Genomic DNA, 13428 nt, shown 5'->3' with positions numbered 1-13428 from the left:
CGGACAGACCGCGCGGCAGGCGCAAATCACACGAAGAGGCAATGGGCGCCGGGCGGCCTTGCTTAATCGCGGGCTCGCGGCAGCATCTTTTCGGCAAAGGCTTCCACCTCGCCTACGCGAGGCTCTTTGCCCGTGTGGGTGAGCAGGTAGGCCGGCGTCAGGAAGAGACGGTTGCTCACCGGCTCGACGATCTCGAGCGAGTAATAGCCGATCTGGGTGAAGTACAGCACGCGCGCCCGCACGAACGCTTCCGTGTCCGCATAACCGTGCCGCGAAAACATCGCCCGGATGGCGTCGACCCGCGCGTCGTCCTCCTCGTTCACGATCCGGTGCACTTCGGCGGACTGGCGCGACCAGGCGCGCACGGCGAAATCCAATCGCGGATTGAACAGCTTCTCATCCAGCCAGCACTCGAAGACGTTGAGCACGGCCTGTGTTATCGAGGTAGCAGGCCGTCCCGCCTGCTCGACGATGAAACGGGTGTTGTTGTTGCGCCAATAGTCCAGAAGCTGATCCAGCAGGTCCTGGCGGCTCTTGAAATACCAGTAGAAGCTGGAGCGGGAGACGTTCAGCTTCTGTCCGAGCGCAAGCACGCGCACCGCCTCAACGCCTTCGGCGATCAGCGTCTCCAGCGCGAGCTTCATCCAGTCCTCGCGCGTCACCTTGGTGTTGCCGGTCAGACCGGACCGTCGCGCGACTTCATCAGCACCGGAATCTGAAAGCATAGCGAGCAGCCAAGATTGAGACGCCGGCTAGATAGACGCGAAACGGCGCCGCTACAACACTTGCGACTGTTCGAACCATTCCCAAAGATATGGTGCGAAACCGCGGTCGACGTGGAGACGACCCCGGTTGGCATTGCCGAACCGGTAGAAGAGCACATTGACGCCGGCAAAAAGCACTGAAGCCGAGCGGCTTGCCTGCCCCGGATCGAGCGCCGTGGCCCTGGCGACCAGTCCAGCCAGGCCCGGCCCTTCGAGCTCGAACGCATGCAGCCCGGCATCCATGACCGAGACCGCGAAACCGGCCTCGTGCCAGCCGGCCGCGATGGGGAATGGCCGTTCGCCTACGGCAAGAATGCGATCGCGCGCGATCCGCACCTGGTATTTGTCGCCGCTGGCTAGCGCGCCGGCTCCAACGCCTTCGCCGACAAGGCTGGAAACCTGCGCCCAGGCCGTCAGGTCGCCGCTGACCAGGAGTTGGCTCAGCCCGCCAAGCGTGCGCACGCGAACGCCGTCCTTGTTCAGCGCGGCCGTGGCCCAGTCGGGCGCTGCCGGCCACTTTTCGGCAAGGTTACGCATGCAGGCGACTCCCTTCCGGATCGAGGGCGCAGGGCGCAACTATGGTCGCCTGCCGCACGACGCCGAGATGCTGAACGTCGATCGTTTCGCCATGCCGCGCGGCGCCCCGTTCGATGAGCGCCAGGGCGACCGGGCGGCCGAGGGTCGGACTTTGATAGCTCGAAGTGACGAAGCCGATGCTTCGGCGGCGGCCCCCGCTTTTCTCCACGCCATGCGCGCCGGTCGCCAGCGGCGCCTCGCCGTCGCGGACCGCAAGCCCGACAAGCTGGTTGCGATCGGTTCGGTTCGCCGCTTCGGTGAAAAGCGAGCGCCGGCCGACGAATTCACCTGTGCGTTTGGTCCGCGGCCCGGCGACGCCCAGGTCGTGCGGCATGATGTTGCCGTCGGTGTCCTTGCCGATGACGATATAGCCCTTCTCGGCGCGCAGGATCATCAGCGATTCCAGCCCGAGCAGAACGGCGTCGAACGCGCGGCCCTCCTGCTGCATGCGCTCCCACAGCGCCTCGGCCCGATCGGCGCGGATGGAGATTTCGTAGCTGCGGTCGCCGGTGAAGGAGACCCGGGCGATGCGCACCTCGTCACCGGTAAAACGGCCGGCGGCGACGGCCATGTGCGGCAGGCTGGCATCGTCCAGCGCAGCACCCAGATCGAGCGCTTCCATCAGCTTGCGCGCGTTCGGACCTGACACGGTCAACGTCGCGTATTGCGCGGTGGCGTTATGGATATAGACCGCATCGCGGCCGAAACGGTCCTGGCGCCACTCTTCGAGCCGGGCGTGGACGGCGGCGACATGCGACGAGGAGCAGGAGACGATGAAGCGGTGCTCGTCGAGCCGGACGAGAACGCCGTCGTCGAACACGACGCCGTTTTCCGACAGCATGAAGCCGTAGCGGCAATGGCCGGGCTTCAGGGTCGACATGGTGTTGTAATAGATGAAGTCGACGAATTCGGCCGCGCGCCGGCCGACCACCTCGATCTTGCCGAGCGTCGAGCCGTCGAAGAGCGCGACGGACTGCCTTGCGCGCCGCGCTTCCTCCTGGATCGCAGCCCTGGCTTCGCCGCTTCCGTAATAGGCCGGCCGCAGCCAGCCGCCATATTCCTGGAACACCCCGCCTGCGGCGCGATGGCTTGCCTCCAGCGGCAGACGGCGGACCGGAGCGTGCATGCTTCCCCGGCGCGCTCCGGCCAGGCTGGCAAACGGGACAGGCGTGAACGGCGGCCGGTAGGTCGTGGTGCCGACTTGCGCGATGGCGCGGCCGGTAACCTCGGCCAGCAGCGCCAGGCCGTTCAGGTTCGAGGTCTTGCCCTGGTCGGTCGCCATGCCGAGCGTCGTGTAGCGCTTCAGATGCTCGACGGAGACGAAATTCTCCCGCGCCGCCAGTTCGACGTCCTTGGCGGTGACGTCGCTCTGATAGTCGATCCACACACGACCCTTGGACTTGGGCTTCGGCCACAGACTGACGACGCCCAGCGTTGCTTCAGCCCCCGTGCTGCGAGGCGCGGGCGACGACGATGAACCGAGCGGACCGAGGGCCGCCGCGCCGCTGGCCAAGGTCTCGGAAAGCGAGACCGAGCCGGCCACGGCGCCGGCGACGCCGATATCTTCGACAGCTTCTCCCGGAATGAACGCCGCGAGTTCGTCACTCCAGGCGAGCTTGCCCTTTGCCTGCGAGAACAGGTGCACGGTGGGTGTCCAGCCACCGGAGACAAGCACGCAATCAGCCGCCAGCGTCGTACCATCGTCGAGCAGGACACCCTGGACGGCGTTGTGCCCGCGTGCCGCCGTGACCATGCGCCCCGCCAGGATGCGGATACCGGTCTTCGCTTGCGCGCCACCGTCGTGCCGGCAATCGACCACCGTCACCGAGGCGCCGGCCGCCGCCAGCGCCGAGGCCGGCTCGTAGGCGCTGTCGTTATTGGTGGCGACCACGATCTGGCGGCCGACGAGCACGCCATGCCGGCGCAGATAGGCAAGTGCGGCATCGGCGGAGAGAATTCCCGGAAGGTCGTTGTTGGCGAACGGAACCGGCCGTTCGATCGCTCCCGTCGCCAGCACGATGCGGCGCGGCCGCACGCGCCACAGAGTGTCCGGCCGGCCGTCGCGATGTCGCTGGTTCAGCGCGACCAGATTGTGATCGTAGAGGCCGAAGGCGGTTGTTTCCGTGAGCACGATGTGGCCGCCGCCCTTCAGCCTGGCAACCGTTGCCTCGACCCACGCCTTGCCCTCCACACCGTCGACTTCGCCGGCGCGGTGGCGCAGCGAGCCACCGGGACGCATCCGGTCGTCGACCAGGACGACCGAGTGCCCGGCCGCCGCCGCGCCGGCAGCCGCGGTGAGGCCGGCCGGTCCGGCGCCCACCACCAAGACGTCGCAATGGTGATTGATCTGGTCCGCGACATGGCGGGGCTTCCAGTCGCGGTCGACGATGCCCAGTCCGGCCATGGCGCGGATGCGCGGCTCGAACAGGTGCCAGTCCGGCCACATGAAGGTCTTGTAGTAGAAAGCAGCAGGCAGGAAGCGGGCAAAGCGGTCGAGCACCGCGTTGCGGTCGGCCAGCGCCGTCGGCGAAGCGTTGACGCTCTTGACGACGATGCCGTCGCTCGCCGGCACGGTCGTTGCCCGCGCATTCGGCACGCGGCCGTCGGCGCTCTCGACGTCGACCAGCGCGTTAGGCTCCTCCACGCCGGAGCCCCAGATGCCGCGCGGCCGGTGATATTTGAAGCTGCGGCCGACAACGGCCTGGCCGCTCGCCAGCAGGGCAGAGGCGATGGTATCGCCTGCAAAACCCTCGACGCGCCTGCCGTCGAAAGTGAAGGTCAGCGGGCGGGCGCGATCGATGTCGCTGCCGCCATTGGAGAGACGCGAAGCGCTCATGCGCCGTGCTCCGTTTCGCCGAGCGCGGAAGAACCCGAGACCTTGTGATTGACGCTGTCGCGGCTCATCGCGAAGAACTCGCCGCAGGTAAGATGCATCCAGATCTCACGGGTCGGGCCCTTCGGATTGTCGCGCATGTGCAGATAGGCGGCCCAGCGCTCGGACGTCACGTCGCTGCCTTCGGGCCGAAGGTTGCCGGCCTCGCCGCCATAGTGAAATTCGCTTTCTTCGCGCGGCCCGCAGAACGGGCAGGGAAAGAGCTGCATCTTTTCTATACCTTCAATGGGCAATGCCGGAGCCGGCAGCCTCGTCGATCAGCCGGCCGCGGGCGAAGCGGTCGAGATCGAAAGGCCGGCTGATGTCGTGGTGCCTGCCGGTGGCAAGCAGATGAGCAAGCAGCGTGCCGCCGGCCGGAATCGCCTTGAAGCCGCCCGTGCCCCAGCCGCAATTGAGGAACAGGCCGGGCAGCGGCGCTTCACCGATGATGGGCGAGGAATCCGGGACCACGTCGACGATGCCCGCCCATTGCCGCATCATCTTGAGCTGGCCGAAGATCGGATACATGTCGAGCATGCCGGCGATAACGCCCTCCAGCACCGGCAGGTTGCCGCGCTGGCCGTATGACGGGACGCGGTCGAGCGCGCCGCCGATCACCAGTTCGCCCTTGTCGGACTGGCTGACATAAACGCCCGTGTCCGGCGAGATCACCACCGTGTCGATGATCGGCTTGACCGGCTCGGACACGCAGGCCTGCAATGCGTAGGAGTTGACCGGCAGCCGGAATCCCGCCTTCGCCGCCAGCACCGACGAATGGCCGGCCACCGCCATACCTGTACGCTCGGCGCGGATCGCGCCGCGCGACGTGACGACACCGCGGCAGCGTCCGTTCTCGATGATGAAGTCGGAAATCTCGCAGTTCTGGATGATATCGACGCCGAGACGGCTCGCGGCGCGCGCAAAGCCCCAGGCCACGGCGTCGTGACGGGCGGTGCCGCCGCTCGGCTGCCAGGTCCCGCCATAGACCGGATAGCGGGCATCCGGGCCGAAATTGTAGATCGGCACGACGCGGCGCACGTCCTCGACCGAGAACAATTCGCAGTCGATGCCGTTGACCTGGATGGCGTTGACGGAGCGCGCCGCGGTTTCCATTGCCGCTTCGCTGTGCGCGAGGGTGAGGATGCCGCGCGCGGAAAACATCACATTGTAGTTCAGGTCCTTTGACAGCGTCTTGTAGAGGCTGTGCGCCAGCCCGTAGATCGCCGCGCTTTCTGGATAGAAGTAATTGGAGCGCACAACGGTGGTGTTGCGGCCAGTGTTACCGCCGCCGATCCAGCCCTTCTCGAGCAAGGCCACGTTGGTGACGCCGTGGTTCTTGGCGAGATAATACGCGGTGGCGAGGCCGTGGCCGCCGCCGCCGATGATGACGGCGTCATAACGCGGTTTCGGATCGGGCGAGCGCCAGGCCTTTTCCCAGCCGGTCTGGCCGGCGACGCCTTCCTTGAAGAGTGAAAGCGCTGAATAGTGTCTTGTCATGCACTCAAGCCCGCATCATCAGGCGACTGGTATTGCATCGGTGCGCAGGGGCATTGAGACGCCGCGCCGCCGGCGTGATGCCAAACCGGCGCAATCAACTCGCCCCGCCCTCGAATGTCCATGATCCATTCCGTTCCGCTGCGGATTGACGAAGGCCCTCGACCTTCGCGGGGCGCGAACTTAGCTGGAATGGACACCTGTGTCCATTAGGTATGGACATAATCCTCAAACTGTTTGCCGGTGGAGTCCGCGGTCGTTACAAATCACGGTATTGTGAAATGCATTTGCGCGCATCGGCCCGGTGGCGGATTTGCTTTGCTTGGTGATCCCCCATCGATAGGGCAAACTGCTCGCCGGGCTATCAGGAGGAGAAATGAGAGCACGCGCAGCGACGGTCGGAGACCTCGAGGATGTTTTCCGCGGCCTGTCCAAGCGAATGTCGGACGAGTACCTGGCGGCCGGCAAGGACAGCAAGGCTGCCTACGACAATCTGATGATGAACCTGAAGGAAGGCCGGGCGCACGCGCTGGTCCAGGACGACAAGGCCGTCGCCATCATCGCTTGGCATGAGCACGGCGACGCGGCCGACACGCTGTTTGCCGCACAGGAGGACTTCTTCAGCGCGGCCACCGTTCGCTTCTGCAAGCGCCATATCCGCCATATCCAGGCGCTCGCCGGCAACCTTCCCATACACTCGCGCAGCTGGCTGCATGGACCGGACGTGGCAAGATGGTTCCGGGTCATCGGCTATGTCGACCGGGGGCGGGAGAACGGAGCCACCTTGTTCGAGCTGCCGCCGGCGCCCAATGGCTGAGACCGGTTATTCCCGCAGCGGCTTGCACCGCGCACCAATTGGCGGGATGGTATGGAAGGCAGCCGGGGGCGCTGGCAGGCCGGATATGCATGGCTGCTGGAAATCGAGATGTCGCGCGTTTGCTTGGCCTTTGCCGCCCTTGTTGCCCTGGTGAGGCCGACAGAAGCGGGCGAGCGGCTGCCTCGTCTGCTCGACAACTCCGACCTGGCGGCCGCCTATCTGGGTGAGTCCGACCTTGTAACCGCCTACACGACCGGAATGGCCCGCTACCGCCTTCAGCTCATGGCGCGTACCGGTACAGCCAACCTCGCCGTCCCTCTCGAACCCTTGGCTTTGCGGCCGGAGTTTCGCCAGCGGACATGGCGCTCGGTCGACGGCAGCCTGCTGCAAGGTTTTGCCGGCAAGGGCGGCTTCCGGCTCACCACCGGCAACTGCCTTGCGCGCATCTGCGCGGCCAGCGAATGCAGCGAGGCCGGCTGGCCGGTCTATGCCTGCAGCGACGGACGCAAGCGCAGGATGTCGGTCCAGAGCTTCGTGACGGCGACCTTCGACGGCGTCCCCTACAAGCGATTGAGCGCGCCGCCGGAACCATGACTTCTGCTCGCCGCCCGCGTCGATCCGGAACGGCGCGAGCTTCAGCGCCGCCGCAACAGCCACATCAGCACCGGACCGCCGATGAGCGTGGCAACGAGACCAGCCGGTATCTGGCGCGGGAAGATCAAGGCGCGGCCGATCCAGTCGGCCAAGACCATGATCAGCGCGCCGGCAAGCACGGCTCCGATGGCCTGGGGCAAAGCACGGGCAAGGCCGAGGCGTCGGGCAAGGTGCGGCGCCATCAGGCCGATGAAGGTCAGCGGACCGACGATCAGGGTGGAAGCGGCGGTGAGCATGGCGACCATCAGCAGCACCAGGAGCCGGGTGCCGGCCACATCGACGCCGAGCGAGCGCAGCGCCGGCGCGCCCAGCGGCAGCATGTCCAGCCAGCGGACGAACAGCGGCGACATCAGTAACAGGCAAAGCGCGATCGACGCCGTCAGGATCGCCGAGCCTTGATCGACACCATAGGTCGAGCCGGTCAGCCAGTTGATGAGAAGCATGGCGCGCGGATCGCCGGTGGCGGTGAGCACCAGGATCAGCGCGTCGAACAGCGCCGTCAGCGCGACGCCGGCCAGCAGCAGCCGCTCCGGCGCATAGGCGGCGCAGCGGCCAATCGCAAGCACGACAAGCAAGGTTGCGAAGGCGCCGACGGCGGCTGCCGCGGTCTGCACCGGGCGGCCCGGATCGGAGACGGCAAACATCGCTACCACCATGCCGAGCGCGGCGCCGGCGCTGATGCCCAGAACCTCCGGGCTCGCCATCGGATTGCCAGTCAGCCGCTGCATCATCAGCCCGGCGAGCGCCAGCATGGCGCCTGCGGAAAGGGCTGCGAGCACGCGCGGCCAGCGCCAGGACAGCAAGGGCTGCAATTGATCGCCGACGGCGAAGCTCCAACCGTCCGGCCCGGGTCCGAAAGACAGGGCAAGAACCAGAACCACGAGCATGGCGAGGCTCAGTACCGCGAGCAGGATGCCGGGGCGCCGTAGCCTGGGCAGGCGCTCCGCGGCGAGCACCGGAAGTTCGGCGCCGAGGCTGAGGCGCGGCAGCAGCCAGAGCAGCAGCGGCGCGCCGAGCAGCGCAGTGATGGCGCCGGTCGGCAAGAGGTCGCCCTGCGGTCCGGTCGCCAGTTGCACCGCCTGGTCGGCGGCCCATAGCAGCGCGGCGCCGATCAGCGGCGCCACCATCAGCCGCTGACCGAACCGGCGCGCCCCGCCGATACGGGCAAGTGCCGCGGCCGCGAGGCCGACGAAGCCGATGATGCCGACGGCCGCGACGACGAAGGCGATGAGCGCCACGGCCATGCCAAGCCCGGCGAAACGATAGATGCCAAGCGGCACGCCGAGGCTGCGCGCGCCTTCGTCCTCGAGGCCGAGCAAGGTCAGCGGCCGCGTCATCAGACCGATCGCCAGCGCCGCAATGCCCAGGCGCGGCAGCAGCCACAGCGTCGTCACCCAATCCTGCTGGCCGAGCGCGCCGGCGCCCCAGATGAACAGGCCGGCCAGCCATTCGTGATTGAGGACGACAAGTGCCGCGCCGATCGCTCCGGCATAAAGGCTGACGACGAGACCGACGAGCACGACGGAAAGCGGCGACAGGCTCCTGTGCCAGGATAGCGCAAGCACGGCCGCAAGCGCTGCGAAAGCGCCGGCAAGCGCCACCCATTCGCGGCCGAAGGCGAGCAGCGAAGGCGCTGCAAGCGTTGCCAGCGCCAGCGCCAGATAGGCGCCGGCGGAAACGCCGACGGTTTCGGGCGAGGCCAACGGATTGCGCAGCACCTGCTGCAAAACGGCGCCGGCCAGGCCGAGCGCCGCGCCGCTGAGCAGGCTGACGGCAAGCCTTGGCAGGAAGGCATAGTGGACCAGCACCTGCCGCATATCGTCGATGTCGGGCCTGAACGCCGCGTCGAACCAGAGCGACGCCGGCAGTTGCGCGGCAAGGTTGGCGACCGACGCCGCGAAGCCAAAAGCGGCGAGCACCGCGCCGAGCAAGATGGCGCCAAGCGGCCAGCCGCCCGCGCGCGAAACCGCCGCGCCGGCGAAGCTCGTGCGGCTCTGCGCCATGCCGGCAGCGTCCTCAGCCATGGGCGGTCATCGCTTCGGCAAGCACGCGGGCGAAGCGGGCGGCGGCAGGAAGCGCTCCGAACATCAGCACCGGAGGCAGGCGCATGATCGCGCGATTGCGCACGAAGGGCATCGCGTTCCAGACCGGGCTTTCGGTCAGCGTGCCGCCGGCTCCGGCGGGCAAAGGTTCGAGATAGGCAAGGCGCGCGTCATCCACCGTCGCCAGACCGTCGATGCCGACGGTCGCAAATCCCCAATAATTTGTCTCGGCGGTCCAGGCGTTGCGGATGCCGATGCGGTCGAACACGTCCTGGAACAGGCTCATCCGGCCATAGACGCGCACATTGCGCGGATCCATGAAGGAGACGACATAGACCGGCCTGGCGGCAAATGGCGCCAGTTCCAGCCTGACCTTTGTCAAGCTTGCCTCGGTCGCCGCGACCAGCGCCTCGCCTTCGGCTTGCCTGCCGACCAGCCCGGCGAGTTTTCGAGTGGCTTCGACGGCATTGCGATAGGGCTGGCCGTTCTCCCGATAGATGCCAATGGTCGTCACCGGCGCGACGCGCTCGAGCAGCGGCTTGATGCCATCCAGATAAGGGGTGCTGAGTATCAGGTCCGGCTTGAGCTGCTGAAGAAATTCGAGATTGGGCTCGAGCAGCGTGCCGACATCGGCAACCTCCGGCGGCAGCGCCGGTTCGACCACCCAGTCCTCCCAGACCTTGCGGTCGGCGATGGCGACCGGCCTGACGCCCAGCATCAGCAAAGTCTCCGCCAGCCCATCGTCGAGGCAGACGATGCGCGGCGGCCTCGGCATCGCGGCGACCGGCCGGATGCCCGCGAAAGGCAATGCGAGAAGCCCAAGCGCCGCGCGCCGGGTGATGCGGGCGGGTAGACGCCGAAGCGCGTCGGTTCTCGTTCCGGCCGCCGGCAAGTCGTCTGGCACCACGGTCCCCATCTTCGAAATCCGCTTCGTTGGCTGGTTGATTATGAAACATGAATTCCATAGTCAACATTTAAGCGTTGACCAGGCACTCTCGCGCTCGATGGCGCCGGCTTGCATGGCCTTTGCCATGCATGGCATCTGCGCGGGAATGACACGCAAGCTCATCCCCACGCGGCCGGAAGCCAAACAAGCCGCTTCGGCTCCCAAGGTCAGCCTCAACCGGGCGCTTTCAAAACTCGGGCTGTGCTCGCGCAAGCAGGCCGAACAGATGATCGCCGAAGGGCGCGTGCGCGTGGCCGGCAAGGTGATGCGCGACCCGTCGCTGCGCGTCGATCCAGATCGCGATCGCATCACCGTCGACGGCGAGCGCATCGTCGCCGAGCGCAAGGTCTATCTGATGCTCAACAAGCCGCGCGGCCTGGTCACCACGCGCGATGATCCCGAAGGGCGCGGTACCGTCTACGATTGCATTGCCGATCTCGACCTGCCCTTCGTCTCGCCAGTCGGCCGCCTCGACAAGGCGAGCGAAGGCCTGCTCCTGATGACCAACGACACGCGCTGGGCGAACGGCCTGCTCGATCCGGCCTCGCATGTCGCCAAGACCTATCATGTGCAGATCGCTTCCGTGCCCGACGAGGCGATGCTCGAGCTGTTCCGCCAGGGTGCTGCCGTCGATGGCGAACTGCTGACCGCAAGCTCGATCGAGCTCTTGCGCAGCGGCGGACGCACCGCATGGCTGGAGATCGTGCTCGACGAAGGCCGCAACCGCCAGATCCGCCGGCTGCTCGGCGCTTTCGACATCGAGGTGCTCAGGCTGGTTCGGGTGGCGATCGGCACTTTGCAGCTCGGTGAGCTTGCGAAAGGCAAGGCGCGGCATTTGACGAGCGGAGAACTGGCGATGCTGGCAACGTAATAGCGGTTCCCATGACGTCCTATCAGCGTTACCAGCGGAGAAGCCTTGAAACGCCGGCGGGACAGCGCCCCCCTCTGTCCTGCCGGACATCTCCCCCCCTTGGGGGGAGATCGGACGTCGCCGCGGCTTTCGCCAATCGCCAACGTCGCAGGATTGAGCCCGGCGCCAATGCTGCCGATCTCCCCCGTGTGGGGGAGATGTCCGGCAGGACAGAGGGGGGCGCGAAGGATCACGACAGACCTCACCCTTGCGCCGCTGCGTTCCTCGCCGGAGCTACCGCTGATTCCAGCGACGAATAACCGGCTCGATCAAATCGTGCTCGTAGCCGAGAATGCTGAGGCTGGCGGTATCGAGAGTGAAATGCGCGCCGCCCTGCGGCGGCAGACCGACCCAGCGGGATGCAAAGACGCGCAGGAAATGCGCGCTCGAAAAAATCAGCACATTGCCGTCCACCGCTCGGACTTCGGCGATGATGGCGTCGGCCCGGGCGCCGACGTCCCTCGCCGTCTCGCCACCAGGGCAGCCGTCACGAAACACGTTCCAGCCGGGGCGCTGACCAAGGATTTCCTTCGTCGTCACACCTTCATAGGCGCCATAATCCCATTCCTGCAGGTCGGCCTTCTTCACCGCGCGCTCGCCGAAACCGGCCAGACGGCAGGTATTGAAGGCGCGCTGCGACGGGCTCGACCAGACGGCGTCGAAGGTCGGGCCCTTGAGACGCTCCGCTACGTCCCGCGCGGCCTCTTCGCCCTTCGCGGTCAGCGGAATGTCGGTGCGGCCGGTATGCTTGCCCGACGCGCTCCATTCCGTCTCGCCGTGACGGACGAGGTAGATCTCGGGAAACGCGCTGCTCATCGACCGCCCTCACGGTTGAATGGTTGCGCCGGCAAGGATGCCGGCCCGCGCCACCCTATGCGGCGTCCGGCAAAAAGAACAGGCCACGGCTGGGCCACGGCCTGTTCAGCATCGGGAGGATGCCTGAGCGATTTTTGCTATGACGCAATTCCGGACGGAAAACCGCTGCGCACTTTTCCTGGAATTGCTTCAGGCGGGCTGCAGGCCGCCGGAGAGCGCCAGATCGGCCTCTTCCGGCAACTGGCCGGCCATGGCGGCGGCGAATTGCTTCTGGTCGAGCTCGCCTTCCCAGCGCGCCACGACGATGGTCGCCACAGCATTGCCGACGAAGTTGGTGAGCGCCCGGCATTCCGACATGAAACGGTCGACGCCGAGGATCAGCGCCATGCCGGCGACCGGAACCGACGGCACGACCGAGAGCGTGGCGGCCAAAGTGATGAAGCCGGCGCCGGTGATGCCGGCGGCGCCCTTGGAGCTCAGCATGGCGACGAGCAGCAGCAGGATCTGGTCGCCAAAGGTGAGCGGCGTATCGGTCGCCTGGGCGATGAACAGCGCTGCCAGCGTCATGTAGATGTTGGTGCCGTCGAGGTTGAAGGAGTAGCCGGTCGGGATGACCAGGCCGACCACCGAGCGGTTGCAGCCGGCGCGCTCCATCTTGGCCATCAGGCCGGGAAGCGCTGCTTCCGACGACGAGGTGCCGAGCACCAGGAGCAGCTCTTCCTTGATGTAGCGGATCAGCGCCAGGATCGAGAAGCCGTTATACCATGCGACCGCGCCCAGCACGACCAGCACGAAGAGCAGCGACGTCAGGTAGAAGGTGCCGATCAGCATAGCGAGATTGGCGATCGCGCCGATGCCGTATTTGCCGACGGTGAAGGCCATGGCGCCGAAAGCGCCGATGGGTGCCGCCTTCATCAGGATGGCGACGAGGCGGAAGATCGGCGCGGTCAGCGCCTGCAGGAAATCGACCACCGGACGACCGCGCTCACCGACGAGCGCCAGCGCCACGCCGAACAGCACCGAGAAGAACAGCACCTGCAGGATGTCGCCCTGCGCGAAGGCGCCGGTGATGGTGTCGGGGATGATGTTCATCAGGAAGCCGACGATGGTCGTGTCATGCGCCTTCTCGGTGAAGGTCGACACCTTCGTGGCGTCGAGCGTGGCCGGATTGATGTGCATGCCGGCGCCGGGCTGGACGACGTTGGAGACGACGAGGCCGACGACGAGCGCCAGCGTCGAGAAGACGAGGAAATAGATCATCGCCTTGCCGGCGACCCGACCCACCTTGTGCAGGTCCGAGACGCCGGCGATGCCGGTTGCCACCGTGAGGAAGATCACCGGCGCGATCACCATCTTGACCAGCTTGATGAAGGCATCGCCAAGCGGTTTCAGCGACGCGCCGATGTCGGGATAGAAATGGCCGAGCACGATACCGGCGGCGATCGCCGCCAGAACCTGCACATAGAGATGCCGGTAAAAGGGAACCTTGCCGCGCGGTTCCGCGGCAGCGACAGCTGTCTGCATCGTATCCTCCGTT

At 66.4% G+C, this 13428-nt stretch carries 12 protein-coding genes; 3 read left to right on the top strand and 9 right to left on the bottom strand.

The features are described from left to right. Window positions 1-62: 62 nt before the first annotated feature. Genes AC4FWB_RS15580 through AC4FWB_RS15560 form a run of 5 tightly spaced genes read right to left on the bottom strand, consistent with a single transcriptional unit; the run spans window position 63 to window position 5709 of the window. Window positions 63-725 carry a TetR/AcrR family transcriptional regulator gene (locus tag AC4FWB_RS15580; RefSeq protein ID WP_491027059.1) on the bottom strand — a complete coding sequence of 221 codons (663 nt, stop codon included), beginning with the start codon at window positions 723-725 and terminating at the stop codon, window positions 63-65. 51 nt (window positions 726-776) lie between these two features. Next, on the bottom strand, window positions 777-1301 hold the full coding sequence (locus AC4FWB_RS15575; RefSeq protein WP_491027058.1) for a hypothetical protein: 525 nt from the start codon (window positions 1299-1301) through the stop codon (window positions 777-779). Next, window positions 1294-4176: a sarcosine oxidase subunit alpha family protein gene (locus tag AC4FWB_RS15570; RefSeq protein WP_491027057.1), complete on the bottom strand. Its 2883-nt coding sequence runs from the start codon at window positions 4174-4176 to the stop codon at window positions 1294-1296. Before AC4FWB_RS15570 ends, AC4FWB_RS15575 begins: the two co-directional genes overlap by 8 nt. Then, on the bottom strand, window positions 4173-4442 hold the full coding sequence (locus AC4FWB_RS15565; RefSeq protein WP_491027056.1) for a sarcosine oxidase subunit delta: 270 nt from the start codon (window positions 4440-4442) through the stop codon (window positions 4173-4175). Before AC4FWB_RS15565 ends, AC4FWB_RS15570 begins: the two co-directional genes overlap by 4 nt. Before the next feature lie 13 nt (window positions 4443-4455). After that, entirely contained in the window at window positions 4456-5709 is a 1254-nt protein-coding gene (locus AC4FWB_RS15560; protein ID WP_491027055.1) for a sarcosine oxidase subunit beta family protein, read from the bottom strand. Between the two features lie 373 nt (window positions 5710-6082). Between AC4FWB_RS15560 and AC4FWB_RS15555 the strand changes: the two genes are divergently transcribed. Together AC4FWB_RS15555 and AC4FWB_RS15550 are read left to right on the top strand one after the other, a co-directional pair. Then, window positions 6083-6523 (top strand): hypothetical protein, encoded by a 441-nt coding sequence (locus AC4FWB_RS15555; protein WP_491027054.1) that lies wholly within the window; start codon window positions 6083-6085, stop codon window positions 6521-6523. Window positions 6524-6631: 108 nt separating this feature from the next. Then, a complete protein-coding gene (locus AC4FWB_RS15550; protein WP_491027053.1) occupies window positions 6632-7117 on the top strand; it encodes a hypothetical protein in 486 nt (161 codons plus the stop codon). A gap of 41 nt (window positions 7118-7158) precedes the next feature. On the opposite strand, the gene fhuB is transcribed toward AC4FWB_RS15550, so the two are convergent. Both fhuB and AC4FWB_RS15540 read right to left on the bottom strand, forming a co-directional pair. Next, entirely contained in the window at window positions 7159-9201 is a 2043-nt protein-coding gene (gene fhuB / locus AC4FWB_RS15545) for a Fe(3+)-hydroxamate ABC transporter permease FhuB (protein WP_491027052.1), read from the bottom strand. Next, on the bottom strand, window positions 9194-10060 hold the full coding sequence (locus AC4FWB_RS15540; RefSeq protein ID WP_491027219.1) for an ABC transporter substrate-binding protein: 867 nt from the start codon (window positions 10058-10060) through the stop codon (window positions 9194-9196). Before AC4FWB_RS15540 ends, fhuB begins: the two co-directional genes overlap by 8 nt. 211 nt (window positions 10061-10271) lie before the next feature. Here AC4FWB_RS15540 and AC4FWB_RS15535 point away from each other — a divergent pair, with 211 nt between their 5' ends. Further along, window positions 10272-11036 carry a pseudouridine synthase gene (locus AC4FWB_RS15535; protein WP_491027218.1) on the top strand — a complete coding sequence of 255 codons (765 nt, stop codon included), beginning with the start codon at window positions 10272-10274 and terminating at the stop codon, window positions 11034-11036. A gap of 273 nt (window positions 11037-11309) precedes the next feature. Here AC4FWB_RS15535 and AC4FWB_RS15530 read toward each other — a convergent pair whose 3' ends face one another. Beyond that, window positions 11310-11891 carry a histidine phosphatase family protein gene (locus tag AC4FWB_RS15530; RefSeq protein ID WP_491027051.1) on the bottom strand — a complete coding sequence of 194 codons (582 nt, stop codon included), beginning with the start codon at window positions 11889-11891 and terminating at the stop codon, window positions 11310-11312. A gap of 189 nt (window positions 11892-12080) precedes the next feature. Beyond that, entirely contained in the window at window positions 12081-13415 is a 1335-nt protein-coding gene (locus AC4FWB_RS15525; RefSeq protein ID WP_491027049.1) for a dicarboxylate/amino acid:cation symporter, read from the bottom strand. Window positions 13416-13428: the final 13 nt, after the last annotated feature.

The sequence above is a fragment of the Mesorhizobium sp. LEGMi-168a genome (assembly GCF_058312955.1).
The sequence above is the reverse complement of the archived record's forward strand: the minus strand, read 5'-3'. Positions and strand labels throughout refer to the sequence as shown.